Here is a 26,991-nt window from a genome sequence, read left to right as displayed (position 1 = left end):
ACCTTAAGCGATACCAGTGATTTTAACATCAGTAAACCACTGACGGTGGCCCTGTTGTTTACGGCTATGTTTACGACGACGGAACTTAACAATCTTAACTTTCTCGCCACGACCGTGAGCAACCACTTCCGCTTTAACTTTAACGCCCGCAAGAATTGGAGCGCCAATTTGAATGTCATCGCCATTAGCGACCATCATTACAGTGTCAAACTCGATTGTTTCGCCAGTAGCTACTTCAAGTTTCTCTAAACGAATAGTTTGACCTTCGCTGACTCGGTGTTGTTTACCACCACTTTGGAAAACCGCGTACATATAAACTCCGCTTTCCGCACACTCCCAATATGTATAATTTGAGTGCACAATTAAAATATTCACATAGGGCGCGAATTCTACGCAAATTTAGTGCCGATGACAAGTACAGATCGCAAACTAGCGTTAAAAAAAAGAGTTTTTTATGCGATATTTATTTCAGCCATTTTTAAAGTACAATCTAAATTATAAGAGAGTAAAATCTATGGCATGATCATTTTTTATTAATAATAACGCGCTCATTGGCGAGCCAAAGTCGAAAAAACATGAATTTAGAATCTATTATAAAACTAACATCCGCTGATATGGCTGCGGTAAATGAGGCAATCCTTTACCAGCTTAATTCAGATGTTTCTTTGATAAACCAACTTGGTTACTACATCATTAGTGGTGGAGGTAAAAGGATCCGACCAATGATCGCCGTGCTCACTGGACGAGCGTTGGACTATCAAGGTGACAAACATATCTCGGTCGCAGCGCTTATCGAGTTTATTCATACAGCAACGTTATTACATGATGATGTTGTTGATGAATCTGATATGCGCAGAGGAAAACAAACGGCAAATGCCGTCTTTGGAAATGCAGCAAGTGTACTTGTTGGTGACTTTATTTATACACGATCTTTTCAGATGATGACGGATCTTGATTCAATGCGTGTATTAAAGTTAATGTCTAGCGCCACCAATGTGATCGCTGAAGGTGAAGTCTTACAATTAATGAATTGTAACGATCCTAACATTTCTGAAGATGACTATATGCAAGTTATCTACAGCAAAACAGCGCGCCTATTCGAAGCAGCATCTCATGCGTCAGCAATCCTCGCTGGCGCAACGTCTGAGCAAGAAAAAGCATTCCAAGACTATGGACGTTACCTTGGGACCGCTTTCCAGCTCATTGACGATCTACTTGATTATGATGCAGACAATAACCAGTTGGGTAAAAACACAGGCGATGATCTTGATGAGGGCAAACCTACGTTGCCATTACTCCATGCCATGCATAACGGTAATGAAGAAGAATCTCAGTTAATTCGCCAAGCTATTGAGCAAGGTAATGGTCGCCATTTATTGGATACCGTTTTAAATACCATGAAGCAAAGCGGCTCTTTGGAATATACCCGCCAAAAAGCAGAAGAAGAAGCAGACAAAGCAATTGAAGCTTTATCTATTATACCTGATTCACCTTATAAAGAAGCGCTGATTGGGCTTGCTCACGTGGCTGTACAACGTCAATCGTAATCCTAATGGCACTACCCCATTAATAGTACAGTAAAGCCCGCCAGAGCGACTATGTCGACTCTGGTGGGTTTTTTAATTTATTGAGCACTTCTTCATTTTCTCGCTCAATGGCATCTTGATTATCGGCATCAATATAACTAATGAGTTTTGCTAGCCCTTCACGAAGCACGAACTTCACAATTTTTTCACGTTCTGATTTAGTTAATTGATAATATGCCTCAACCCAAATTAAAAAAGCATCCTGGCGCTTTGATAAATACTCAGCAGGAGGTTCATGTGCGGCTAATACACCAATCACCTCATCAGGCAAACTTTTCACTGAATACTCTACAGCTTTCCCTTGAACGCCACGTTTACGGCGGTTTTCCCAGCCTTCACGACGAGCCATCAAGTTAACTCCCTGCGGTGAGTTAGGTAACCCCGCAAGCCCCACTAATTCTTTCGCTGTATACCATTCTTTTTTCATGATCTCATCTCACATTCAACTAAGAGGTTAATCAGATAGATATCTGTTGCGGATAACGCAATAATAGATTCTTTAAAATCGTTTAATCATTGACGACTTTTTCTAAAAAACTTCTAATACCTTCCCGCAATATCAGCTCTGTTAATGTTTTTTGTTCACCATCATTTAGTTGTTGGAATGCTTTCACCCAGATAACGAGTGGCTCCTCTTTTTTATTTAGTTTGTAATGTGCTAATGGTTCATAAAGTTCCAGAGCAATTAAAGTTTCATCTGGTAAACAAGAATAATGATATTCAACACCACTACCTTGCTTATTCTTTATCTTTTGTTTTTGCCAAAATTCACGTTTAGCTTTTGCGTTTACACCTTGTGGTGATTTAGGTAATCCACCTATACCCGTCAATTCCTTTGCCGTATACCACTCTTTTTTCATTATGTTTCTCTAAAATTGTTATCAACTTCAAAAAAGAAATTATTAAGAAAAAAATCAGAAATATTTTTAGAAAAATAATGTTATTTTATTTTCTAAATAATCAGTTTAAATGCTTTAAGACATTTCTAATAAACTGTTATTTATACCACTAACACAGCAATTAATTTTATAGAAAAAGGATTAAAAATGATTTCAAGGAAATCTGATTGGCATCCTGCCGATATTATTGCCGCACTTAGGAAACGAGGAACAACACTTGCTGCCATCTCTCGTCAAGCAGGGTTAAGCTCTTCAACACTCGCTAATGCACTGTCACGCCCTTGGCCTAAAGGAGAAAAAATCATTGCTGATTATCTTAATGTTGCTCCTTCTGAAATTTGGCCAAGCCGTTATTTTCATCCTGAAACAGGAGAATTACTTGAACGAAAGATTCGTGACAAAACTAATAATTAACTAATAATTACATACATTATAATTAATAAAAAAAACCGCTGATACTATATCAGCGGTTTTTATTTAAATTTGCATTATTTTTATAGCAAAAAAAGTATTTCTTTATTTATTAATAAATTCTTCACCAAGAATTATATCTTTTTTCAATACATCTAACATGCCATTAAGAGATTGTTTTTCAAAATCACTTAATTTACCAATAGATAAATATTCCTCTACACCGTTTTTGCCTAAAAGAATAGGTTGTGCAAAGAAACGGGCATATTCTCCGTCGCCTTCTGTATAGGTGCATTCAATAACATTTTTCTCGCCATTTAAAGCGCGAATTAATGAAAGACCAAAACGCGCTGCGGCTTGTCCCATTGATAATGTTGCTGATCCACCACCTGCTTTCGCTTCTACAACTTCAGTACCTGCATTTTGGATACGTTTTGTCAGCGCTGACACTTCATCATCCGTAAATGAGACCCCATCAACTTGAGAAAGCAGAGGAAGAATAGTGACACCAGAGTGCCCACCAATGACAGGAACATTGGTTTTCTGAGGATCTTGGCCTTTTAATTCAGCAACAAAAGTATTAGCACGAATGATATCTAGGGTCGTAATACCAAAAAGACGTTTTTTATCGTAAACACCCGCTTTTTTCAGTACTTCAGCAGCGATAGCAACTGTTGTATTCACTGGGTTAGTAATGATACCAATCAGTGCCTTAGGGCAATTTTGTGCTACTTTTTCAATTAAATTACGGACAATACCGGCATTCACATTGAAAAGATCAGAACGATCCATGCCTGGTTTACGAGCAACACCCGCAGAAATCAGAACAACATCAGCGCCTTTTAATGCAGGAGAAGGATCTTCACCAGCAAAGCCTTTTACCGTCACTTGAGTTGGGATATGGCTTAAGTCAGCTGCGACGCCCGGTGTGACGGGAGCGATATCATATAAAGAGAGTTCACTACCAGCTGGAAGCTGGTTTTTAAGAAGAAGTGCCAGTGCCTGACCAATACCACCCGCTGCACCGAGAACTGCTACTTTCATTCTGATACTCCTTAGTTACAAGATAGTGGAACGCCTTAGAGAGATTCACTATTACGCAATACACCTTTTAAAAAACAATTATTTAACAGCAATATTGCATAATAAGGCATTTACAGTGGAAAATAATACTTTGGTTATTCTAAACAAATTGCTTATCTGTTAATGAGATAGTGGGCACTCTTTTGATAAATAATTCCAATAAATTGGGCAAAATGTTAAGTGGGTCTATCTCCTTATGATAATCATTTAAGCTTATCATTTAATTAACAAATATTTTACTTCTCTTAAGTTACCACATTCAAAGTCGGTAAATGAAACTTTTTTGTAGTACATTCTACTTTACAATTTTCCGTAAATTATCTCTTACCTTTCATCGTCTTTTGTTGCATAAAAATTCACTTCTCCGCATAATACGCGGGTTATTGATAACTCACTAAAGGTGAACTATGCGCGTTCCTTCTAAGCAAGAAGACTTGGTTAAAGCGTTTAAAGCCCTGCTGAAAGAAGAAAAATTCAGTTCACAAGGCGAGATTGTGACTGCATTACAAGAAGCTGGATTTGATAATATTAATCAGTCCAAAATCTCTCGTATGCTAACAAAATTTGGTGCAGTAAGAACCCGTAACGCCAAAATGGAAATGGTATATTGCCTACCCACTGAACTTGGCGTACCGACAGCAAGTAGCCCATTAAAAAATCTAGTACTTGATATTGACCATAACCATTCGGTTGTAGTGATAAGAACGAGTCCAGGTGCGGCTCAACTTATTGCACGTTTATTAGATTCATTAGGCAAAGCAGAAGGGATCCTCGGCAGTATTGCGGGTGATGACACCATATTTTCAACACCTGCACCCGGGTTTTCAACAGAAGAGTTGCGAGATGCAATCCTAAACCTGTTTGATCAGGAATTATAATCGCTTTTCCATAGCGTCCAAAAATAAGCCACTAAACAGTCAGTGGCTTATTTTTATTTATTATTAATACTGATTCTCTGAGCCTTTAGGCTGCGCTAATTTTTTAAGCAGTTTTTCATGTATCCCACCAAAACCGCCATTACTCATAATTAAAATATGATCACCCGCTTGCGCTTCTTTCGCAATCATATCCACTAATGTATCAAGATCGGTACTCCAGCGCGCTGGTTGCACACAATGCTCCGCGATATCACTTACTAACCATTGAATATTCGGTGGCTGGAATAAAAACACCTCATCAGCTCGACCTAATGCGGGAGCGATATCATCCTTACTAATACCCATTTTCATCGTATTTGAACGGGGCTCTAACACCGCAATAATACGTGCAGTTCCACCAACTTTACTGCGCAATGCTTCAAGCGTTGCCAAAATCGCCGTAGGATGATGTGCAAAGTCGTCATAAACACTCACTTGGTTAACTTCACCACGTAATTCTAAACGACGACGCGCATTAACAAACTTATCTAATGCTTCACACGCATCTGAGGGTAAAACACCAACATGATGCGCAGCAACTATTGCCATTAAGCCATTTTGCATGTTGTGTTCACCAGAAAGCCCCCAACACACTTCTCCAACGCTTTCACCTTTATGAAATACCTCAAAATGGCGACTATCATTAGTGAGTTTTTTGGCCTGCCAATCGCCTGTTTCACCCGTGAATTCTTGTTCACTCCAACATCCCATTCCAATGGTCTGTTTTAAATTCATGTCGTTATCAGGCATGATGATTTTTCCACTACCCGGAACGATACGAACTAAATGATGGAATTGTTTTTGAATTGCCGCTAAATCATCAAAAATATCGGCATGATCAAATTCAAGGTTATTTAAAATCAGTGTTCGAGGAGAATAATGTACAAATTTAGAACGCTTATCAAAGAAAGCGCTATCATACTCATCAGCTTCAATCACAAAGAAAGGGCTTTCACCTAATTGTGCTGAAACTTGGAAATTACCAGGTACACCACCAATTAAAAAACCGGGTTTATAGCCACAATCTTCTAAAACCCAAGCTAACATACCCGCCGTTGTTGTTTTGCCATGGGTTCCTGCGACCGCTAATACCCAACGCTCAGGTAAAATATAATCGTGTAACCATTGAGGACCTGAAGTATAAGGTAGACCTTTTTCAAGTACAGCTTCAACACAAGGGTTTCCTCGTGTCATGGCATTACCAATAATGACCATGTCAGGAGCAGGTTCTAATTGTTTAGGGTCATATCCCTCAATCAGTTCAATTCCCTGATTTTCTAATAAGGTACTCATCGGTGGATAGACATTAGCATCAGAGCCTGTGACTTTATGTCCCTTTGCTCGAGCTAAGATGGCAAGACTTCCCATAAAGGTGCCACAAATACCAAGAATATGAATGTGCATGAATTTCTGTCCAATAGCATGAAGTTGGTCACTATTCTAACGATCAAAAAGCAGATAAGGAACGGATTAACCTTTGAATCATTCGATTCTTTGGCTAAACTTGCCACCACCAAGGAGATTTTCCTCCTTTTTTTACTTTACCCACTCACATTCAGGACCTGCGTCATGAAAACATTAGGCGAATTTATCGTCGAGAAACAACAAGATTTTCCCCATGCAACTGGCGAACTTACGGCATTACTTTCGGCTATTAAGCTTGGGGCTAAAATTATCCACCGTGATATTAATAAAGCAGGGTTAGTCGATATTCTGGGTACTAACGGGGTTTCTAATGTTCAAGGTGAAGCCCAGATGAAACTGGATCTTTACGCGAATGAGAAACTCAAAGCAGCATTAAAAGCACGTGGTGAAGTTGCGGGTATCGGATCAGAAGAAGAAGACGATATTGTTATCTTTGAAGGTGATCGCGCTGAAAATGCTAAGTATGTTGTACTAATGGACCCTTTAGATGGTTCGTCGAATATTGATGTAAACGTTTCCGTCGGCACAATTTTCTCTATTTACCACCGTATTACGCCTATTGGCCAACCTGTAACGTTAGATGACTTCTTACAACCGGGTCATCGTCAAGTTGCTGCGGGTTATGTCGTTTATGGCTCATCAACCATGTTAGTTTATACAACAGGTTGTGGTGTTCATGCCTTTACTTATGATCCATCTTTAGGTGTCTTCTGCCTATCTCATGAAAGTGTACATTTCCCACCAACAGGAAATATGTACTCGATCAATGAAGGCAACTACATCAAATTCCCATTAGGTGTCAAAAAATACATCAAGTATTGCCAAGAACAAGATGCTGCAACTAATCGCCCTTATACCACGCGTTATATTGGTTCTTTAGTCGCTGATTTTCACCGTAATTTACTAAAAGGGGGAATTTATATCTATCCAAGCACTGCGAGCCATCCTACTGGTAAATTGCGTTTACTCTATGAATGTAACCCAATGGCGTTTTTAGCAGAACAAGCTGGTGGTAAAGCAAGTAATGGTAAAGAACGCATTCTAGATATTGAACCCAAAGAGCTTCACCAACGTATGCCTTTCTTTGTCGGTACTAAATCGATGGTTGAGCAAGCTGAAAGTTTTATGGCGCAATATCCAGACGAAGAATAATTCATTGGTCTAGCATCAATATAGATAAACCGGGCTTCTTTTTCGTCCGGTTTTTTCATCTTTGAAAATAGGGCTTCTTTTTATTTACTGCTTATTCTTACGTCATAACGCAACATGTTCGGCAAAAAACGGGTATTGTTAAAAACTTTTCGCTATACTACAGGCCACGTAAAATTAATTTTTTTATAGGAAATTTTTTATGAGCCTGAATCATGTTCCTGCTGGTAAAGAACTACCAGAAGATATCTATGTTGTTATTGAAATCCCAGCAAATGCTGATCCTATCAAATACGAAGTTGACAAAGAAAGTGGCGCACTGTTTGTTGACCGTTTTATGTCAACTGCCATGTTCTACCCATGCAACTACGGTTACATTAACAACACATTATCTTTAGATGGTGATCCAGTAGACGTTCTGGTTCCAACGCCATACCCATTACAACCAGGTTCCGTTATTCGTTGTCGTCCTGTTGGCGTACTAAAAATGACTGACGAATCAGGTGAAGATGCAAAACTAGTTGCAGTGCCACACACTAAACTGAGCAAAGAATACGATCACATTAAAGATGTGACTGACCTACCAGAACTGTTAAAAGCACAGATCAAACATTTCTTTGAACACTACAAAGATTTAGAAACTGGCAAATGGGTTAAAGTTGACGGTTGGGAAGGTGTAGAAGCCGCTAAAGCTGAAATTCTGTCTTCTTTCGAACGCGCGAAAAAATAATTTTAATGCTATCAGAATAACTTACTGATAAAAAAGCTCTTCATTTTATTGAGGGGCTTTTTTTATGATGATATCACTCTTTGTTTCAAACGCATTACAAGCAATCCACCACTTATCAATGTGATAGCAATGGCAACTATCATTAACATATAAACTACTGAAACGTCTCCAGTCGAAAAAAACAAAAGCCCGCCCACAATCGGTAAGATCAGTTGATTCAATAGGATAATCAGAGATGACACACTTGCTAATTGATTGAAAGGGATAATCTCAATTCTAAGCATTCTTAAAATATTTCCCGAAAAAACTTTTCCAATAATTGAAATTGCATAGCTGATAAAAAACAAGATCATGGAACCTTGAAAAAATACTAGGAAAGAGGAACTGATAACAATAATCGAAATTGAAATAATAGTGAGTGGCCTTCTCCTTATACATTGACTTAAATAGCTATATAAGTATGTGCCTAATACACCGCAGATCCCCGCTGCAATATCAATAAAACCATAATATTTTATGGGTAATTTCATAGAGCGATCAATTAACGCCGTACCACTAGATTCAATTAAACCATCAAACATATTGTTACCAATAGCAATAAAAATAGAAAATAGAATTATCGGTGATGATAAAATGTAAAGAATCATCTTATTAGAACTAATTATTTCTTGCGAATTATTTTCATGAATTCTCTTTTTTTCCTTATAAAAAAATAAAAAGAAAAGAGCATTAATAAAATAAAATATAACAGGTATAATAAGTAAATATTTATATCCATAATCAATAAAAAAAATGCCAATGAGAGGACCGATGATCATCCCTGAGAAATCCATTCTAGATATCATATTAATATGATGTTCTTTATTATTACTTATAGATGCAATCATTTTTTCATACGAAATAAGCGTTTGAGAATTTCCAATAGAAATTAAACTGCCAACTAATCCAAAACTGACTGCTATCATCATCTCAGACGTAAAATCAGCATATAATAAAAATAAACACCCTGTTATTTTAAAAACATCAGAAATAATCGATATAAGACGAACACCTAAGCCATCTATATATTTTCCAATAATAGGGATCAAGAAAACCCGAGGTAACCACCATAGTGCGTATGTCAATCCCGCATATTCAATACTTGTTGTTAACTGATAGACAATAACAGGCGTAAGAAATACCATTAATCCATCAGCCGTTAATACAAAAAAAAGCATATAAAAAAAGACAGTATGCATAATAAATATCAGACCTTTTCTTTAATTAACACTTTAATTGGATTATTATTTTCATCATAAACAATAATAGATTTGGGTGTATGATGTGTAGGCTGCTGTTTAATGATTTCCTCTTGTTTAGAAACAATAAATTGATAATAGTTTAAATCTGCCTCTATTTTATTAATAGAATAAGATTGATAGTTTTTATTCGCAATTTTCCAATCAATAACATCATGACCAGGAATATATTCTTTTTCTTTATCTAAATAAATAACAGGGCGATTAACCGTAATCACATTCGCCATATTAAATAAAGCATGAGCAACCCCACAAGGGATAACAAGTTCAAGGTTAGGTGTAGGGTTAAACGTTATCTCATCTTCATAAAATAAAGTAGGCGAGTTCTTTCTCATATCAACAAGCTTTAATGTTATATCACAAGAAGTTTCCCCTAAAAAAATCAAGTGATCTTCTTGCCCTAAATGTAAGCCATAAGAGTCAAAATCATAATCTTCGGGGCCATGGTCAACAAGATACATCGGTGATTTTCGTGTTAACGGAACAATCCCACTCTCTTTACCCGTTTGCATTGTCGGCATCTCACGAAACGCCACACCCATAATTGTCGAGAGTGGTAATTTCATTCTTTGATTTTTGGCTATTCTTTCTCTAAATCTTAAATTAACAGTATCACCATTATCTAAACGAATTTTTCGTGTTTCTGAATGCAAAAATTCATGTTTATTGAGAAGTTCAGACTGGATATCGGCAATGCGATGATAAACTAAATCGGAGGCTTCTTCTGTCATAGGTTCATAACCTTCAATATCATCAATGTTAATATCTTCAGGGAGATTAATAACATCATTATTCGGTGACCATGTAAGATCCTTACAGAATAACTTCTCTAGTGTAGGTAAAAATAAAGTATAACTATTTAAAGTAAATATATTCTCTAAATGATGAAAGGTATGAGCAACACCTGGAGGAATAATTAATGTTCTCGCTGAAGAAGGTGTAATATAAAAGCTTAATACTGACTTAAACGTCGGAGAATATTTACGACAATCAATAAATTTAGCCAATACTTTTCGATTTTCATCACCTAAAAAAGTCAATGTATCTTGTTGCCCGAGATGAATACCATATTGTCCATATTTAAACTCATCACTACCATGATAAATAATATTAATCGGATATGTCGTTGCAAAAGGAATAACATAAGAATCCTTTCTTCCATTGTTTACTCGCCAACGAGAAATCCAATGTAATCCAACGATATTAATATCTTTATTTAAATTAATAATATCCTTATTCATTATTTTATCCTTACGTTTAAAAGCAGCTAACAAGCTGCTTTTAAATTAATTAGATACCGACAACTTCAATGTCATAACCTAATAACTTTGCACTTTCGAGGAGTGACGTTAAATTAGATGTATTCAATTTTTGATATTTATCATCAGCAGGTGCATTTTTAATACCAGCAAGATAAGCCAATTTATCAACTGTCTCTGTTGCTGTTGTTTTTGTTTGGAATATCATATCAGTAAAAGAATTACTTGCTATATTTTGTTCAACTTCTACAGGTTTATTTTTATAAAGCAATGAGATGTTATTAGAATTGTTCATAAACCACCTTTAAAATTCATATTAAAAAATAATAAAATCTAATTTCATTGATTAACTTAAGTAGTCACTTATCTTTTTAGCATTAATTTAATTTTATTGTCAATAAGCTAAGCATTAATAAAATTCATATCTATAATCATAAGAAATAAAATAAATATTAGCTATTAAATTAAATAAAAATAATAACATTTAAATAAATTAAAGAGTCATTAATAATATAAATAAACTATTATCTATTTATATAAAAATAAAAACGGCTCGATATTCCTATCAAGCCGTTTTTGTATCATATTGAGTAAAAGGGAAATACTCAATTACTCTTCTTCATGACGCTTTAACCAATCACCACATTTTATTTCACGCAAACCATCAACAGGCTTTTGATAAAGGTAGATCCAAGCACTGCCATAAGGCGTTGAAATCAGTTGTCGCTTGTAATCCTGATCGTTCTTTTTCAATTCATCAAGCTCTGTCAAGATAGAAGGTGTTATCCGATAGACTTCACACTCTATCTCTCCTTCACCTTCAATAACCGCAGGGTAAAATCCTAAATCATAGAGTTTATATCCCACTAATTTATGCTCACCGAGAAGCTGAGCATAAGTCATCCAGTGATGGTTACCTTGGTTTCGCCGTAAACTACCATAAACAATAATTCGCATATAATTTAAAACTCAAATTGATAAAGCAGATCTATTGCCTGATTCATACCAGACACTGCTTGTAAATACAACCTGGGCATCAAGCGATAACGTAAGGTTAACGTCGCTAGCGAATCAAATATACCCACTCCATACTTCACTTGTAGGTCGTTCGTTATCTTACCGCTGACCACAACTTGTGAATTATCCCCCACACCTTGTGTATCAAGCGCTAGATCCGAAACACCAAAGGTTTCGCCTATGCGCCCTACAAGCTGACCACTTTGACCAACGCCTAATCCTATCAGCATTGCTGTCATTTGTGATGAATCAGCATCACCACTGTCTAGACCTTCACCTCTTAACAAGTAAGATAACGCTTCTTGTTGTGTTTTAGCTGGCTCAGAGAAAATTTCTACTTTAGGCTGATCAGCAAGCCCCGTTACCTTAACACCAGCAATAACATTGTCTGCGGTATTATCAGGGTTACGAATAGCCTCGATATTTAAATAAGGTTGATCAACGGGCCCAGAGAACAAGATTTGTCCCTTACGCACTTGTAAATCTTGCCCATAAGCTTTGAATTGCCCACGTGGAATATCAACTTGCCCATTTAAACCCAGTCCTTGTTTATTCTGATTGACTTTAAGTGCTCCCGTCAATCTGGCTTTAAGACCAAATGCGTCCAGTGTCACATCATCACCAATATTAATCGCTAAATTGCTTTGAATTGGAATCGATGTCTCTTTTGGCGCTATAGGCTGTAAGTTTTTATCCAGCATCACTTCATCTGAAGATGCCGATACCGCCGACTCCGGCAACTCTTGAACCACAATACGAGCCCAAGGGATATCAATACGGCCATCTAATTTCAGTAAATGAGGGCTAGCCTCAAAAACAAGGTCAGGATTAACATCAATACGCACCATTGGCGGTAACGACACCCTTAGTTTATTACCATTAGCGGCCACCACTGCGCGCCATTCATCTAACTTACGCCAATCGGCATTACCAGTAAGATTTAAGTAACCTTCTGGCGTTTCGATTCTACCGCTTAAATCGGACGTCGCACCATTGAATTGAACATCAACATTCCCTTTCGTAATATCAAACGGGATCCAGTGCCCAACCACTTTTAATTGATTGATACCAAATTGACCAAATAGCAGTGGCGATTGTGCATTTCCGCCTAAACGTAATTGTGCACCAACACGACCTTCAGCTATTTCACCTTTACCTAAGAACGGTTTGATTAAATCTAATGTCAGATTATCAATATCCACCGTACCTGATAATTGGCGTTTTTTCTCAAGATCGGCAACATGCACATTGCCTTTAAAATTACCATTACCTGCAATACTAATCAGCCATTGTAATGTTGCTTTACCATTATTCATGCCCGCATTTAACGTAATGGTATCGAAATCAATAGGTAAAATAGTGCCTTCGATATTCTGTTTTACTGCAACACCTTGCCCTTTTAAATTGACAGATGCTTTCGGTAATCCGCCTTTTGAACTCCATGTTGCAGTAGCATCCCCTGTAAACACACCACGAACAGACGTTTCAGGTGGTAAAAAAGGCTTTATCATTGCTAAATCAAAACGAGTTAACGTAATTCCAGCAGTTCCACTTTCACCAACGGTTATTGCTTTAGGAACACAGACTTGTGCATCAGGATTCACCCAGCAATGAGCACCGATCGTAATCTCTTGCTTTTCTGCCAATAAATTCAGCGTCATTGCTTTATTTAAACGCCATTCACCCACTGGGGTATCAAAAGCCGTATTATTTAACGTCCCTTTCCACTGCTGTTTTTCTTTATCGAATGAACCCGCTAATGTCAGTCCACCAGACACTGGCTCACCATCTACTTTCAAGGTGAGTTTATGTTGTTTTTCTGTACCAGCTGCATCTAACGTTAAATTACGAATAATTAAATCGGCTTGTTTTAACTGGCGTGCTGTAATAACCAGTTTGCCACCAATGTCTTTATCAGACTGAACATCGCCTTTAATCGTAATAGATCCAATACTCACTTGATCTTGCCATTTAATGCCCTGGGCGTTGATATCAGCAATAATCTTTGGTGTATTAATATCACCTCGAATATTCACCTTACCTTTTACAAAGCCAGTGAGCCCTGGCACTAAACCATTTAATCCTGGTGCATTAATATTGGCATCTAATGCCCATTTATCGCCTAGGTGCCCTTCGATATCGAGCTTATTTTTCCCCAATATCAGATTTAATTGGGGAATATTCCATTGTCCTGAATCATTACCATAAGCATTCCCTCTCGCCTTGATAAGATTATTTTTGAGATCACCATCTAAAGTGATTTCAGGAACACGTAATTGCCAACTCCCGCCATACAGGCTCCCCGTTGTAGCAATACGTCCATCTAATTTAGCGGGCATATCAGGATACTGTTTTGCCGTATTAATTCCCGAAATAGTGAGCAATGCATTCCAACTAATCGCCTTACTCCAATCAGCAACACCAGTGATATCAGCATGACCCTGTAATGTGGCTAAACGCAGTCGTGTTAACTCAATTTTTTCTTCATTACCTTTTGCATCCAACATTAATTTAGCAGGCGGAATTTCCTGACCTTGGATATCAGAACGCAATGAAAGATCATAATTATCAGTCTGACCATTGAGACGTAATCGGGTGTCATTAAGTTGATACTGTACATCCCCAGTTAATGGCCAACGAACTTTTTGGCTCTCTAGAGTAAGTTTTAACGGAAGATGCGGTTTGGCGAGCTCTGCTTGTGCATCAAGCGTGGCTGTTACTGCACCAGTTAAAGAAAGTGCTAATTTAAGCTCTTCCAGTAATGCTCCTTGCAAAGAAAGCGTCGCTTTTTGATCTTTAAAATCTTCAAGCCCTGCGACATCACGGACAGTCGCATTCACATCTAAATTAACAGGCCACTGTTTATCTAGGGTAATTCCCCCATTTAAACTCACTTCACCTTCTGGTGCATCAATATTTAATTTAGTGAGATTAACCTGCTTACCTTGAGTCTTTGCCTCAAAAGAGAGTTGATTAATGGTAACGGGCGTATCCCCACTCACTTGTAATTGCTTACCTTCAATACCTTCAATATTGATATCAACAGGAATAATAATTTCAGGTAATTCAGCCAATAGTGGCTTAGCAAAAATCGTTTTAATCGTGTCTGCTAGCGCCTGTTCTTTTTCTTCTGGTGTTGTAGGTTCAGTTTTAGGTTTTGCAGTTACGACTTCTTTTACATCTTGGGCAACTGCTTGAACACTGCCTTCTTCTGGTGTTTTGGGTAACGCCACCAGCAAATCATTAATAACTGTTGGGTTTAATGTAACTTGATGCCCTTCCCACTGCGCACCGGTTTTAAACTTACCGAGCGAGATTGCTATATCGTCAATCTTCACATGCGTATTTTCTAATGAAAGCGAGTTTAAATAGAGAGGTAACGGCGCATTGAGCTCAGTTAAAGGCTCTGATGGTGGGGTTTCTTCAGAGGGAGGGAAAGCATTAGTATCAACATTAACAACCACATCGCGTGTCGCCAGTGTATCAACGCAAACTTGTTTATCCGTCAGGCATGCTAAACGTAGTCCTAATGATAACTCACCCACGTTCACATCAACTCCGGGCATTTGATATTCAACTCCCGTTAAACGCAGATCTTTCCAGTCACCATTAACATCTTTGATAACTAAGCCAGGAACCCAGCGAGCAGCACTATTAATGGCAAAATGCAAACCTGATTGTGTTCCTAAGATCCAAGCTACGGCACTGAACGTAAGCAAAATAATGATAAGAAGTGTTAGTGCAATCCATTTCAACCACTTGATCATAATTCTGCTCCTAACCCGATATAAAACTGAAGTCTACGTTTATCAACGTCGCTCACAGGTAATGCTAAATCAAATTTAATCGGACCAACTGGTGATGCCCAGCGCACACCCGCGCCAGCACCTGTTTTAAAATCACTGCGAGTAAAATCATTAACGGCTTCACCACTATCAATAAAGACAGCGCTCCACCAATTACCCGTGACATTATATTGATATTCTAGTGATCCGACTAACATCCTTGATGCACCGGTTAAATTACCTTTGCTATCTTCTGGTGAGATACTTTGGTATTTAAAGCCACGGACACTTCTATCTCCCCCCGCAAAGAAACGTAACTCAGGGGGAACTTGTTCAAAGGCATTAGTTTCAATCCAGCCGAAATTACCTCTTACAACAAATCGATGCCCATCCCAAGGCGTGCGTATCCAGACATGTTGTGCTTGGAACGCAACAAATTCTACATCTGAGCCCCATATTTTATTGGAGTAGTCTAATGTGTAACGTTGACTATCCCCCCAAGAAGGCATCATGCCCCCTCGTTGGCGTACGCGACTTGCTGTCACGCCTGGATAAAGCAACATCGTGGTATTTGTGACATCCCCCTGAGTAAAGTGGCTGAGGCTCCAACGTGTATTCACACTGTATTGCCAGCCAGTGGACATATCCCAGTTTCGAGACACATTTAACGTTGTGGTATCAGAACGAGTGTCATTTAAATCGGTCCGTTTAAAACCACCTTGAACACCATAATATTGCTCTAATGGGTTTACCTTAAGTGGAATTTTATAGTTTGCACCAATAGATTGTTCAGGTTGAGAAACGCTAATGTTGGAAGTTAAACTATGACCACGCGAATTCATCCATGGTTTATCCCACTGCATATTAAGGCGAGGACCAACATCGGTGGCATAACCACCACCAAGCTCTACATAGTTACGAGAACGCGGAGTGACAACCGCACTCATCGGTAAAAGATGAGAACCTTCAGCGCGTGCTTTAGCAATATCAGGGGTCACAACGGCAGAGTTAAACCAACCTGTTGCCGCTAAACGGCGATTAAATTCGGCTAGATCTTCAGAGGCGTAATATTGCCCTTCTTTAAAAGGAACAATATTTTGTAAGTAATCTTCCCGAATTTGGGAGCCTGTATAATTCACTTTGCCAAAGCGATAACGTTCACCACTATTAAAGACAAAATCCCAATACGAGGCATGGTTATCTAAAGAGACACCTAGCTGGCTTTTATCCATTTCAGCATCAAAGTAACCACGACGGATAGCAAGTCCTGTTAATGAACCTTTGAGCTTTTCATAATCACCATGATTTAAAACACTATCAAGAGGAGGGGTATTCTCTTTAATGACCTTTGCATATTGTTCGTCAGTTTTAGCACCGCCTTCAAGAACAATATCGACCCCTTTGAGTAAAATAGGAATACCGGGTTCAACTTTAGCCGTTAATACAGAACGCGCAGGTGGTGTGTTTTCTTGATAAGAGAATGTCACTGTTGGCTGATAATAGCCTAAAGGGCGAAGTCCTTCTTGAATTGCCTTTTCAACACGCGCACGAAAACGCCCGTCAGGTGCAACTTCTTCTGTTGTAATGTTTGATAGCTGGACTCGCGCATTTTTTTCGAGTTGCCCTTCTAAACCTTCCACTTTTAAACGCAAATTTGCCCCATAAGCAACGGGTGCGATAAAAGACAGACAGAGAACGTAGATAACGGAGTATCTCGGCACGTTTTCTCCTCAATATGATTTAATTCATGTGATAAATTGACGACAAACTGTTTTAAGCTTTATTGTAGATTTAGTTTATAACAATATTAAACCTTTACCATAGTAAAGCGTTTACAAATATAAAAAATGGAGTCTACCTTGCAACATCAAGCTTACCAACCTGAGAATGCCTTAAGGGGCACTTCGACGCCATTAGAAATATCTGCTAATCATGCGGTAAATGGGCATTCCATTAATGAGATCCCGGAAAAGATGAGTATCGCTTATTTTGCCATGGGCTGTTTTTGGGGTGCTGAACGTCTATTTTGGCAACAGCCTGGCGTTTACTCAACAAGTGCAGGTTATAGCGGTGGTGTAACAGAAAATCCAACCTACCAACAAGTTTGCCAAGGTTTAACTGGCCATAGTGAAGTGGTGAGAATTATTTTTGACCCCGCAATAATTAGCTACCAACAACTTCTGGCTCTTTTTTGGGAAAATCATAATCCATCACAAGGTATGCGCCAAGGTAATGATATTGGGAGTCAATACCGTTCTGCTATTTACACCGTCAACACTGAACAATATGCACAAGCTGTTGAGTCAAAGAAACGTTATCAACAAGCGATGAATGCCCAAGGTACTACTGAAAAGATCACCACTGAAATTCAGCCAGCGGGCCCATTCTATTTTGCTGAAGACTACCACCAGCAATATTTACATAAAAACCCACAAGGTTATTGTGGGTTAGGAGGAATTGGTATCTGCTATCCCCCAGAAAAGTAACACTAGCAGAAAATAGTAGGGCGATGATATAATTACGCCCTCTTATCTATCTTTGTGAATAATTCCATCACAATATATTGATTTATCTTCTATTTTTAACACTCTAGTATTGCCCTTTGGATTAAATACTCGGGGTGATGTGAGCCTTATATGCTTAATAGTTTACTCATTGTGCTTTTGCTTTGTGCTATCAGCGCCTTTTTTTCACTGTCTGAAATCTCGCTTGCTGCTTCTCGTCGAATTAAACTCAAACAACTAGTCGATGAGGGCAATATTAACGCCGCTCGTGTATTAAAAATGCAAGAAATGCCAGGCATGTTTTTTACAGTCGTACAAATTGGATTAAATGCCGTTGCTATCTTAGCGGGTATTGTCGGTGAATCCGCATTTTCTCCTTCACTTAAAAGCTTTTATCTACAGTTTTTTGAAGAACCATTAGCTCAGCAACTTGGGTCTATTTGTTCTTTTATTATTGTCACATCAATGTTTATTTTACTGGCTGATTTAACCCCCAAACGTATTGGTATGATTAAGCCAGAAGCTATCGCATTACGAATTGTCAATCCAATGCGCCTCTGTCTTGCCTTTTTCCGCCCTCTGGTGTGGTTATTTAATGGTATGGCGGATCTCATCTTCAAGCTATTTAAAATCCCGATGGTCAGAAATGAAGATATTACTTCTGATGATATCTTCGCCATTGTAGAAGCCGGGGCTGTTGCTGGGGTTTTACGTAAACAAGAACATGAACTCATTGAAAATGTCTTTGAATTAGAATCACGCACCGTTCCTTCTGCAATGACGCCTAGGGAAGATGTGGTTTATTTTGATCGCGAAGAAACTGAAAACGACATTAAAGAAAAAATTGCCACCCAGCCTCACTCTAAATTTTTAGTGTGTGAAGGTGATATCGACCATATTATTGGTTATGTAGATTCTAAAGAGCTTCTTAATCGAGTTATCAATGGACAAAGCCTAAATCTTAATGAAGGCGTTCATATCCGCAAAGCTCTCATTATTCCTGATACATTGACACTCTCAGATATGTTAGAAAGTTTTAAAACATCAGGTGAAGATTTTGCCATCATCCTCAATGAATATGCCATGGTAATGGGCGTTATTACACTAAATGATGTGATGACAACATTGATGGGCGATTTAATTGGACCAGGGCAAGAAGAGCAAATTGTCAGTCGTGATGAACACTCATGGTTAGTTGAAGGTGGTACACCAATTGATGATGTGATGCGTGCACTTGATATTGATGATTTCCCTGATTCTAGTAACTATGAAACTATTGCAGGTTTTATGATGTACCGCTTGCGTAAAATTCCAAAACGCACTGATTACGTGAAGTTCTCGGGGTATAAGTTTGAAGTTGTCGATATTGATAATTATAAAATTGATCAATTACTTGTGACAAAAGTTGATGATATTCCTCCCGTTAAACCCGTCTTACAGGAGCATGTTCCTGTTACACAGACAACAACAACGGAAGTCGAAATCAAAAAAGATGAAAATAAAATTGCTGATTAGTTAGTAACTAAATGAAATTAATAACTGAGTCTTATCTGAAAACTCGAAGAGAAAGACTCAGTTATCTATCAGATAAAAGTTAACCCATTTCAGCCTTAAGTAAAATAACCTGCTGGTTTACTTCACTCATTACATTAAAATGTAGCTTATCTTTTATTTTAGGTAATAGAATTTTACCGTAATCGAATTCAAATGCACCCATTCCTTTGATATAAAACCGTCCACGAAATAACGTCTTAACGTAGAGAGCAATTTTTTCAGGGTTATAGCGATTGAAGATTTTCATCTTTCAGTTAGTCTCCCATGCTCGTTGTTGAGTTTAATAAGTCATAAAGACTTATCTTTATATATCAAATTTAAAGACCTAATTATAAGTACTAGGTTCAACTTATTTAAATTTCTTATCTATTTTTACATTTATTGACAGTAAAGAATGTAAATCAAGATAACGTAAGCAATATCTCACCCTCTCAATGTTAAATAAATGTATCAATAATGAGGTATTATTCTTCACTAGCTTCTATGCTTAAATAGAACCTAACGTGACCTCAATAATAGGACAATAGCTATGCACAAACTCACCTTAGCGACACTTTTACTTAGCACTTCAACGTGGGTATTGGCCCATAACATCACTGAAAATACGGTTCTCCCAGCGGTCACCATCAATGACAAAGGTGAGCTACTTTATGACACAGCCAAAGATAAGTTTAGCTACCAAAATTGGAACAGTGGTCTGCTGAGTGGGAAAGTACGTACTGTTCAGCATATAGCAGGACGGAGTAAAGCAAAGGAGATGAATGCGCCATTTATTGAAGCAGTTAAATTAGCCAAATTCCCGCAAGCGAGTTATCAAACAACAACCATTATTAATACAGATGATGCAGTATTTGGTACAGGTCCCTTTGTACGTGGCAGTGTCGAAGACAGTAAAAAAGAGTTTCCTTGGTCACAATTTATTGTTGATGCCGATGGCGTAGCATTAAAAGGCTGGGGGTTAGAAAAAGAGAGTTCAGCGATTGTTGTACTTGATAAACAAGGCAAAGTCCGTTTTGTCAAAGAAGGTGTGTTAAGTGGCTCGGAAATCACAACAGCCATCAATCTTATCAATGATCTCATTAAAGAATAATCTCTATATCAAAGCCCTTATTAAATAAAGGGCTCTGATCCTATAATATGATACTAAAATATAGAGACTCTAAATCCTGGATTTATCAATGATGCTTTAGGAGAATAATCTAGAGTTACCCCTTTCCAATCGGTAACATGCGCACCTGCTGCAATAGCGATAGCATGACCAGCTGCGGTATCCCATGTATGTGTAGGTCCAAAGCGGGGATAAAGCTGCGCTTTACCTTCCGCAACAAGACAAAATTTTAGAGATGAGCCGACGGCGACCGTTTGATGTTCACCTAATTGTGATAAATACTCTTTTAATTCATCATCTTGATGAGATCGACTAATTACAATCACAGGAGGGTCTGCTCGGCTTGCATGGATAGGTAATCGCTGACCACACTCCTCTTTCCACGCTTTTTTATTGGCAGCCGCATATAACACATTTTGCACTGGTGCATAAACTACACCTAAAACAGGAATGCCCTTTTCGATTAAGGCGATATTCACCGTAAACTCACCATTTTTACTGATAAATTCTTTTGTACCATCTAGTGGATCAATTAGCCAATACCGATCCCAATGACGGCGAACTTCCCATTCAGGTGGATCTTCTTCAGATAATTGTGGGATGTCAGGAGCAATAGAAGCAAGTCCTTGTTTGATAATTTGATGAGCTGCTAAATCTGCTTCCGTCACAGGTGAATGATCACTTTTCTCCTGCACTTGAATCGGCTCGGATTGCTGATAAATCTGCATTATCGCCATACCGGCTTGGCGAGCTAATTTGCTGACTTGTTCTAACATAATGCACCTCTCTTATTTCTATAAGCATGATCACTTCTCTTATAAAAATCAATTACCCTACTATCTCTTTATTTTAGTATAGAGACAACAATAGCCGGCAAAACCGGCTATTTTTTACTCTGATTTGCCGCAGAATAAGAAATTATAAAATTTCTAATAATTCTACTTCAAATACTAATGTTGCGAATGGAGGAATAGCCGCACCTGCTCCACGTTCACCATAGGCTAATTGATAAGGGATATATAATTCCCACTTAGAGCCTACTGGCATTAATGTTAATGCTTCAATCCAACCTGCGATAACACCATTTACAGGGAATTCCGCTGGCTGACCGCGTTGAACAGAACTGTCAAATACAGTGCCGTCAATTAAACGACCCGTGTAATGAACACGAACATGATCAGTACGTGCAGGGATCGCACCTTCACCCGCTGTCAGTACTTTATACTGTAAACCTGACTCTGTAACTTGAACGCCTTCATTTTTCACATTCTCTTCTAAGAAAATTTTACCCGCATCAGCCAGCTCAGCTTGGCGTTCTTGACGAACAGCTTCAGCACGCTCATGCATAGTACGTAAGGCATTGTGTAATGTTTCAACAGGTACAGAAGGCGCATTACCTTCTAATGCATCGGTCAAGCCAGCTAACAGTGCTGCGGGCTCTAATCCTTGAAGACCTGATTCTGTCAGTTGTTGACCGACTTGCAGACCAATACCGTAACTTGCCTGTGATTCGATAGAATCAAATGATGGTTTTGACATGAAAAATACCTGTTTTTTATGAAAGTTGATCCCAAGAATAACAGTGGTAAGGTACAGCGTAAACCTTCTGTCTTGAGTAATGGGGTTATTCATTAAAAATAGAAGCAATTGACGCTATTTATCCTGTTTTTAGCACTTTTTTAGTGTGATTTGTCATACTTATTTTCACAACTCCGCAACACAGGCATATAATTATCAGTAGGCATAAAACAGCCTAGCCCTGTTAATTCAGCGCTAAATATCAATATACAGATATGTTCAGAGAGGTATTAAGTGAAGATAACGACAAATCCCTATTTCCGCGAACAAGGCTATATTGATGGTCTTTGGTGTAATGCTAAAAATAACGACACGATTGATGTCATTGATCCCGCAACTGGCACACAACTAGGTACAGTTCCTAATATGGGAACACAAGAAGCCATAATGGCGGTTGATGCCGCACAAAAAGCCTTACCGCAATGGCGTGCATTCACAGCACATCAGCGCGGAGCATTATTGCAAAATTGGTTTAGATTAATCACTGAAAATAAAAGAAAACTTGCTGAATTAATGACATTTGAGCAAGGTAAACCCGTTGCTGAAGCTGAAGGTGAAATTACTTATGCAGCCTCTTTTATTGAGTGGTTTGCCGAGCAAGGTAAGAGAACTAACGGTGAAATTATTCCCTCACCTTCTGCTGATAAACGCTTGATGGTGATCAAACAAGGTATTGGTGTCTGTGCTGCTATCACACCTTGGAACTTCCCGGCAGCTATGATCACCCGTAAAGCCGCACCTGCATTAGCGGCGGGTTGTACTATGGTGATTAAACCTGCCAATGAAACACCTTATACCGCATTGGCCTTAGCTGAATTAGCGACTCAAGCCGGTATTCCAGCTGGTGTTATTAATATTGTGACAGGTGATGCCATTAAAATTGGCGAAGTCTTTACCTCCGATAACCGTGTTCGCAAATTAAGTTTTACAGGCTCTACAGGTGTTGGACGTTTATTAATGCGCCAGTGCTCAGATAGCGTAAAAAAAGTCTCTTTAGAATTAGGCGGTAACGCACCATTTATCGTGTTTAATGATGCTGATATTAATAAAGCAGTTGAAGGTGCTATGGGAGCAAAATTCCGTAATGCAGGACAAACCTGTGTTTGCGCTAACCGTTTCTATATTCATAAGGATGTTTATCAACAATTTAGTGAACGCTTTGTTGCTGCTGTTAAAAAGCTCAAAGTAGGAAATGGTTTTGAAGAAGGTGTTACTATTGGGCCTCTCATTAACCGTAAAGCTGTTGAGAAATCACAATCATTGCTTGCTGACACACTAAAACGCGGTGCAACACTGCTTTGTGGTGGAGACGGTGATAAAGCTGGTGAAAACTTCTTCCAACCTACCGTTGTCGGCAATGTTCCTGCTGATAGCCATATCCTTGAAGAAGAGATCTTTGGCCCTGTAGCACCTTTAGTTATTTTTGAAAATGAAGATGAAGTGGTGCATTTAGCTAATAATACCATTTATGGCTTAGCGGCTTATTTTTATAGTGAAAATCCACAACGTATTTGGCGTGTTGCTGAAAATTTAGAATACGGCATGGTGGGCATTAATACGGGTTTAATTTCTAATGAAGTTGCACCATTTGGAGGAATTAAACAATCAGGTTTAGGTCGTGAAGGCTCTGAACACGGTATTGAAGATTATATGGAGATGAAGTATCTCTGCCAGGGATTATAAATAATCGTTAACTCAACTTATAAAAGTAAGTCAGCATGGATGCTACTGCTTTTTCCTTTACTATTTTCTCTTATTATCGAAAAATATTAAAAATTATATTTATATATCTTCAGTTTATTTATTAATTATATAAAAAAAATAAAAATAACTTCTTGTATAGCGAAGGATACTATCCACTTAAAGTAAATAATAAAAATAGAATATTACATAATAAAAAATAAAATCACCCTTGTTGTTAAGCTAACTTTCAATTAATTAATCTAACAGTGGATATTTTTAATTGCATAAAATCATAAATTTTATTAATCTAATTTAAATTTATAAAAAAAGGATCTTTTTATATGGGCTATATATACGATACCACTGTTATTGATTGGGACAGAGAAGAACAATACAACAATAAGAAAAGAATTGAGCGGATCCTTAATGATACGGAAGATGATGAAAATGTTGCGGCACTTATCACCATTGAAGAAGCTGATGATGTTCTAAAAAACTTATCTACTCCAACACCTTACAAATCATCGAAAGACACTTTATTTAGTATTGGTGATATCGCTTCATCATATTCTGGAAATATCTATGATATCATATAGAGTCGAAAGGATTATTAATGAATTTAGAAATATTTATATAAGAATTTCAAGTCATGCGGGCGTTAGAGCTTATTTAAATGCGACTCGATATCTAGCAAATAATCCTCGTATTATATATATGGGAGTAGGAACTCAAGGAATGAATTCCGTTTCAGCTGGAGGAGTACGTTTTGCAATTGTATTTTCAGCAACTTATAGAATTGTAGAGCTCATATTTAGAGATGAATATGAGCTCACTAGTTTTTTCATAAATATAACTATGGATATGGCAAAATTGGCTATTGCAACACAAGTAATTACAACTATAGTCGGTGTTATAACAACATTAGGGATAATTTCAGGAGGAAGTGTCATTGTTGTATCTGTAGGAATATTTTTACTGAGTCTTGCAATTTCATATTTTCTCTATAAGTTAGATGATGAATTTAAGATCAGTGAAACCATTATTAAAAATCTAAAATCTTATCGGGAAAAGAAACCTGAAACGCCTTATCACCCTGATCAATTTTTCACACAATGGGGGAGACTTAGCCGTGGATAAAATAAGCCCACTGAAATTATTTTTAACTTCTTTATTTATTTTTTTATTATCTATTTTTTGTTTTTATTTTTCAATATCATATTACATTGAATATTTTTCAATGAAAGAGCGTATATTATTCTCTTTCCAGACTGCATTATTATGTTTTGGCTCACCCTTACTAATATATTTTTCTTATTTAATTTTTATTTGTGCATATAAGAAAAAAATAAAAAAAATGAATAATAAAATCGCCGGTTATCTTGCTATTATTGCAATAGCTGGAATTGTTTTTAGTTTCTTTTTTTCATTTTATGTCAGATATGATTTAGTCTCTAAGGGATATTATATTTGCTATAAACAATCAATCTTTGCACCAAGCGAATATGTTATATTAAAAGATATGTGTAAATAGCATATATATTTTATATGATGTGATAAAGCCTATGTAATCATACCACTGTTAATACTATAACTTGATGTATTACCAATCAAATAACTTTCACATGAATTATTTTATTGTTCTTTTGATATCACATAATTAATTAAAAAAATCTAGCATTCCTTTGCTAAAGATTTTTTTATTATTTTATTTTCTATTTATTTTACTTAAATCAGTGATAAAGCATTTCATGAACAATATCATCTGCTTTCATGGAATAAGGGTAATACGTTGGCCAGTTACTTAGTTCTTTAAGTAATTCATCTTGCGATATATTGCCCATATATAAATGGAAGTGCCCTGCTTTCTCTGGCGCAATAATATGGTCGCTAAATTGAATAAATTTAGGTGCTTGGCTTTTAGCATCATCGCAACGGAAAAGATAACGTACGCCTTTTTTACCAGACTCATAATGTAGAATACGATAACCATCATAATGATATTCACAGCTATCGACGTTCTCGCCTCTATGGAACTCAATAATATTGTTTTCAATGCCAACCATATCCACATCAGTTTTATAGCCTTGTGCATAATAGGCTCGGTACTCTTCAACCGTTTTATCTTTTTTCGTTTCTGCTTTCTTTTGTAAAACCTCATCTAGCTCGCCACTAACCAGATAAGGCTCTACAGATTGCCATACGCCATCCCAATCACTAAGCTGGCGATTGAGAACGTCCTTGTCCTCAAAAATACCATTAGCAGCATCTCGTTGTGCTTGTGTTTGTACTTTTTCATGATGATGCCCATGAGCCAAAACAGACATCGCACTACTCAACAAACCCATAATCAAAAAACAAGAAAATATCGGTCTTTGCATGATCTTACCCCTGAACTGCTTTAAAACGTGGATTTGACTTACAAATTACATAAAGACGACCACGGCGACGCACAACCTTACAATCAGGATGGCGCTGTTTTGCACTTTTTAATGAGCTTAATACCTGCATTTTTCTTTCCTTCTTACTTAACAAAACGGCCAAAACGTTTATTAAAGCGCGCCACATTACCTTCTTGAGAATGTGTTTTTTGCTTACCGGTATAAAATGGATGAGATTGAGAAGAGACATCTAACGTGACATAAGGGTAAATTGCCCCTTCATACTCTATCGTTTTTTCCGTCTTAATGGTTGAACCAACTTTAAAGTAAGCATCTGCACTAGTGTCATGAAAAATGACAATTCGATATTGTGGATGAATACCTGGTTTCATATAAAACTCCAATCATACTTGTAATGTTATAATATAACAATATTGAATTACAGTAATGTAGCGCTTTTTAATTTCCTTGACCAGTTTTTTTTAATCTGTTTTCAATCTTAGAAAAAAGGAGGCTGTTTTAGGCGTGACTTTTTAAGTGATATAAGTGGATTTTCTGACCTTTTTTTATCCAGTTTATCTATTTTCCGCTAAAGTTATACTAAGACGGCAAAACAAATAGGACATA

Annotated in this window: 29 protein-coding genes; 12 read left to right on the top strand and 17 right to left on the bottom strand. The window is 37.6% G+C overall.

The window, feature by feature from the left end; all coding sequences use genetic code 11:
* Positions 1–3: 3 nt before the first annotated feature.
* A complete protein-coding gene (gene rplU / locus GWI97_RS07535) occupies positions 4–312 on the bottom strand; it encodes a 50S ribosomal protein L21 (protein WP_036939370.1) in 309 nt (102 codons plus the stop codon).
* Positions 313–575: 263 nt separating this feature from the next.
* On the opposite strand from rplU, the gene ispB reads away from it, so the two are divergent.
* Positions 576–1,547: an octaprenyl diphosphate synthase gene (gene ispB, locus GWI97_RS07530; protein WP_036939373.1), complete on the top strand. Its 972-nt coding sequence runs from the start codon at positions 576–578 to the stop codon at positions 1,545–1,547.
* 49 nt (positions 1,548–1,596) lie between these two features.
* Here ispB and GWI97_RS07525 read toward each other — a convergent pair whose 3' ends face one another.
* Positions 1,597–2,013 carry a DNA-binding protein gene (locus GWI97_RS07525; protein WP_036939375.1) on the bottom strand — a complete coding sequence of 139 codons (417 nt, stop codon included), beginning with the start codon at positions 2,011–2,013 and terminating at the stop codon, positions 1,597–1,599.
* Positions 2,014–2,095: 82 nt separating this feature from the next.
* On the bottom strand, positions 2,096–2,446 hold the full coding sequence (locus tag GWI97_RS07520) for a DNA-binding protein (protein ID WP_036939379.1): 351 nt from the start codon (positions 2,444–2,446) through the stop codon (positions 2,096–2,098).
* Positions 2,447–2,632: 186 nt separating this feature from the next.
* On the opposite strand from GWI97_RS07520, the gene GWI97_RS07515 reads away from it, so the two are divergent.
* The gene (locus GWI97_RS07515; protein ID WP_036939382.1) at positions 2,633–2,899 is read left to right on the top strand and encodes a helix-turn-helix domain-containing protein; all 267 of its coding nucleotides are present in this window, start codon (positions 2,633–2,635) and stop codon (positions 2,897–2,899) included.
* A gap of 102 nt (positions 2,900–3,001) precedes the next feature.
* Here GWI97_RS07515 and mdh read toward each other — a convergent pair whose 3' ends face one another.
* Positions 3,002–3,940 carry a malate dehydrogenase gene (mdh, locus tag GWI97_RS07510; protein WP_036939384.1) on the bottom strand — a complete coding sequence of 313 codons (939 nt, stop codon included), beginning with the start codon at positions 3,938–3,940 and terminating at the stop codon, positions 3,002–3,004.
* Positions 3,941–4,386: 446 nt separating this feature from the next.
* Between mdh and argR the strand changes: the two genes are divergently transcribed.
* A complete protein-coding gene (argR, locus tag GWI97_RS07505) occupies positions 4,387–4,857 on the top strand; it encodes a transcriptional regulator ArgR (RefSeq protein WP_006535714.1) in 471 nt (156 codons plus the stop codon).
* 63 nt (positions 4,858–4,920) lie between these two features.
* On the opposite strand, the gene mpl is transcribed toward argR, so the two are convergent.
* Complete coding sequence (gene mpl / locus GWI97_RS07500; protein ID WP_036939386.1) at positions 4,921–6,300, bottom strand: UDP-N-acetylmuramate:L-alanyl-gamma-D-glutamyl-meso-diaminopimelate ligase; 1,380 nt, start codon at positions 6,298–6,300, stop codon at positions 4,921–4,923.
* 165 nt (positions 6,301–6,465) lie between these two features.
* Between mpl and fbp the strand changes: the two genes are divergently transcribed.
* The gene (fbp, locus tag GWI97_RS07495; RefSeq protein WP_036939388.1) at positions 6,466–7,473 is read left to right on the top strand and encodes a class 1 fructose-bisphosphatase; all 1,008 of its coding nucleotides are present in this window, start codon (positions 6,466–6,468) and stop codon (positions 7,471–7,473) included.
* A gap of 199 nt (positions 7,474–7,672) precedes the next feature.
* Complete coding sequence (ppa, locus tag GWI97_RS07490) at positions 7,673–8,200, top strand: inorganic diphosphatase (RefSeq protein WP_036939391.1); 528 nt, start codon at positions 7,673–7,675, stop codon at positions 8,198–8,200.
* Positions 8,201–8,262: 62 nt separating this feature from the next.
* On the opposite strand, the gene GWI97_RS07485 is transcribed toward ppa, so the two are convergent.
* From GWI97_RS07485 to tamA, 6 genes are all read right to left on the bottom strand, one after another.
* A complete protein-coding gene (locus GWI97_RS07485) occupies positions 8,263–9,438 on the bottom strand; it encodes an MFS transporter (protein WP_161751897.1) in 1,176 nt (391 codons plus the stop codon).
* An 8-nt stretch (positions 9,439–9,446) separates the two neighbouring features.
* A complete protein-coding gene (locus GWI97_RS07480) occupies positions 9,447–10,739 on the bottom strand; it encodes a dTDP-4-dehydrorhamnose 3,5-epimerase family protein (protein ID WP_115370512.1) in 1,293 nt (430 codons plus the stop codon).
* 49 nt (positions 10,740–10,788) lie between these two features.
* Positions 10,789–11,052 carry an XRE family transcriptional regulator gene (locus tag GWI97_RS07475; RefSeq protein WP_087803772.1) on the bottom strand — a complete coding sequence of 88 codons (264 nt, stop codon included), beginning with the start codon at positions 11,050–11,052 and terminating at the stop codon, positions 10,789–10,791.
* A gap of 314 nt (positions 11,053–11,366) precedes the next feature.
* Positions 11,367–11,714: a gamma-glutamylcyclotransferase family protein gene (locus GWI97_RS07470; protein ID WP_036939401.1), complete on the bottom strand. Its 348-nt coding sequence runs from the start codon at positions 11,712–11,714 to the stop codon at positions 11,367–11,369.
* Between the two features lie 5 nt (positions 11,715–11,719).
* Positions 11,720–15,541: an autotransporter assembly complex protein TamB gene (gene tamB / locus GWI97_RS07465; RefSeq protein WP_161751896.1), complete on the bottom strand. Its 3,822-nt coding sequence runs from the start codon at positions 15,539–15,541 to the stop codon at positions 11,720–11,722.
* Positions 15,538–17,280: an autotransporter assembly complex protein TamA gene (gene tamA / locus GWI97_RS07460; protein WP_036939405.1), complete on the bottom strand. Its 1,743-nt coding sequence runs from the start codon at positions 17,278–17,280 to the stop codon at positions 15,538–15,540. The genes tamB and tamA overlap by 4 nt, the downstream gene beginning before the upstream one ends.
* Positions 17,281–17,406: 126 nt before the next feature.
* Here tamA and msrA point away from each other — a divergent pair, with 126 nt between their 5' ends.
* Together msrA and GWI97_RS07450 are read left to right on the top strand one after the other, a co-directional pair.
* Positions 17,407–18,045, top strand: coding sequence for a peptide-methionine (S)-S-oxide reductase MsrA (gene msrA / locus GWI97_RS07455; RefSeq protein WP_036939407.1), 639 nt, complete (start codon positions 17,407–17,409; stop codon positions 18,043–18,045).
* A gap of 150 nt (positions 18,046–18,195) precedes the next feature.
* A complete protein-coding gene (locus GWI97_RS07450) occupies positions 18,196–19,578 on the top strand; it encodes a hemolysin family protein (RefSeq protein ID WP_036939410.1) in 1,383 nt (460 codons plus the stop codon).
* A 79-nt stretch (positions 19,579–19,657) separates the two neighbouring features.
* Here the strand turns inward: GWI97_RS07450 and GWI97_RS07445 are convergent, their stop codons facing one another.
* A complete protein-coding gene (locus GWI97_RS07445; RefSeq protein ID WP_036939412.1) occupies positions 19,658–19,864 on the bottom strand; it encodes a DUF1107 domain-containing protein in 207 nt (68 codons plus the stop codon).
* A 282-nt stretch (positions 19,865–20,146) separates the two neighbouring features.
* Here GWI97_RS07445 and GWI97_RS07440 point away from each other — a divergent pair, with 282 nt between their 5' ends.
* Positions 20,147–20,707 (top strand): YtfJ family protein, encoded by a 561-nt coding sequence (locus tag GWI97_RS07440; protein WP_036939415.1) that lies wholly within the window; start codon positions 20,147–20,149, stop codon positions 20,705–20,707.
* A 53-nt stretch (positions 20,708–20,760) separates the two neighbouring features.
* Here the strand turns inward: GWI97_RS07440 and cysQ are convergent, their stop codons facing one another.
* Entirely contained in the window at positions 20,761–21,501 is a 741-nt protein-coding gene (gene cysQ / locus GWI97_RS07435; RefSeq protein WP_036939418.1) for a 3'(2'),5'-bisphosphate nucleotidase CysQ, read from the bottom strand.
* A 142-nt stretch (positions 21,502–21,643) separates the two neighbouring features.
* Positions 21,644–22,264, bottom strand: a complete 621-nt coding sequence (locus GWI97_RS07430) for a peptidylprolyl isomerase (protein WP_036939421.1) — start codon at positions 22,262–22,264, stop codon at positions 21,644–21,646.
* Between the two features lie 273 nt (positions 22,265–22,537).
* On the opposite strand from GWI97_RS07430, the gene GWI97_RS07425 reads away from it, so the two are divergent.
* From GWI97_RS07425 to GWI97_RS07415, 4 genes are all read left to right on the top strand, one after another.
* On the top strand, positions 22,538–23,986 hold the full coding sequence (locus GWI97_RS07425) for an NAD-dependent succinate-semialdehyde dehydrogenase (protein WP_087803775.1): 1,449 nt from the start codon (positions 22,538–22,540) through the stop codon (positions 23,984–23,986).
* Between the two features lie 341 nt (positions 23,987–24,327).
* Complete coding sequence (locus GWI97_RS18365) at positions 24,328–24,582, top strand: hypothetical protein (RefSeq protein ID WP_052038565.1); 255 nt, start codon at positions 24,328–24,330, stop codon at positions 24,580–24,582.
* A complete protein-coding gene (locus tag GWI97_RS07420; protein ID WP_052038566.1) occupies positions 24,569–25,123 on the top strand; it encodes a hypothetical protein in 555 nt (184 codons plus the stop codon). Before GWI97_RS18365 ends, GWI97_RS07420 begins: the two co-directional genes overlap by 14 nt.
* Positions 25,116–25,517, top strand: a complete 402-nt coding sequence (locus GWI97_RS07415) for a DUF1240 domain-containing protein (RefSeq protein WP_082239502.1) — start codon at positions 25,116–25,118, stop codon at positions 25,515–25,517. The genes GWI97_RS07420 and GWI97_RS07415 overlap by 8 nt, the downstream gene beginning before the upstream one ends.
* A 199-nt stretch (positions 25,518–25,716) precedes the next feature.
* Here the strand turns inward: GWI97_RS07415 and zinT are convergent, their stop codons facing one another.
* Genes zinT through GWI97_RS07400 form a run of 3 tightly spaced genes read right to left on the bottom strand, consistent with a single transcriptional unit; the run spans position 25,717 to position 26,756 of the window.
* Positions 25,717–26,364 (bottom strand): metal-binding protein ZinT, encoded by a 648-nt coding sequence (gene zinT, locus GWI97_RS07410; RefSeq protein WP_036939427.1) that lies wholly within the window; start codon positions 26,362–26,364, stop codon positions 25,717–25,719.
* A gap of 4 nt (positions 26,365–26,368) precedes the next feature.
* Entirely contained in the window at positions 26,369–26,494 is a 126-nt protein-coding gene (gene ykgO, locus GWI97_RS07405; RefSeq protein WP_006535739.1) for a type B 50S ribosomal protein L36, read from the bottom strand.
* A 13-nt stretch (positions 26,495–26,507) separates the two neighbouring features.
* Positions 26,508–26,756 carry a type B 50S ribosomal protein L31 gene (locus tag GWI97_RS07400; protein WP_161751895.1) on the bottom strand — a complete coding sequence of 83 codons (249 nt, stop codon included), beginning with the start codon at positions 26,754–26,756 and terminating at the stop codon, positions 26,508–26,510.
* Positions 26,757–26,991: the final 235 nt, after the last annotated feature.

Origin of the sequence: Proteus sp. G2300 (assembly GCF_009915965.1) — a bacterium.
Taxonomy (GTDB): domain Bacteria; phylum Pseudomonadota; class Gammaproteobacteria; order Enterobacterales; family Enterobacteriaceae; genus Proteus; species Proteus vulgaris.
This window is presented reverse-complemented; position numbering and strand designations above follow the sequence as displayed.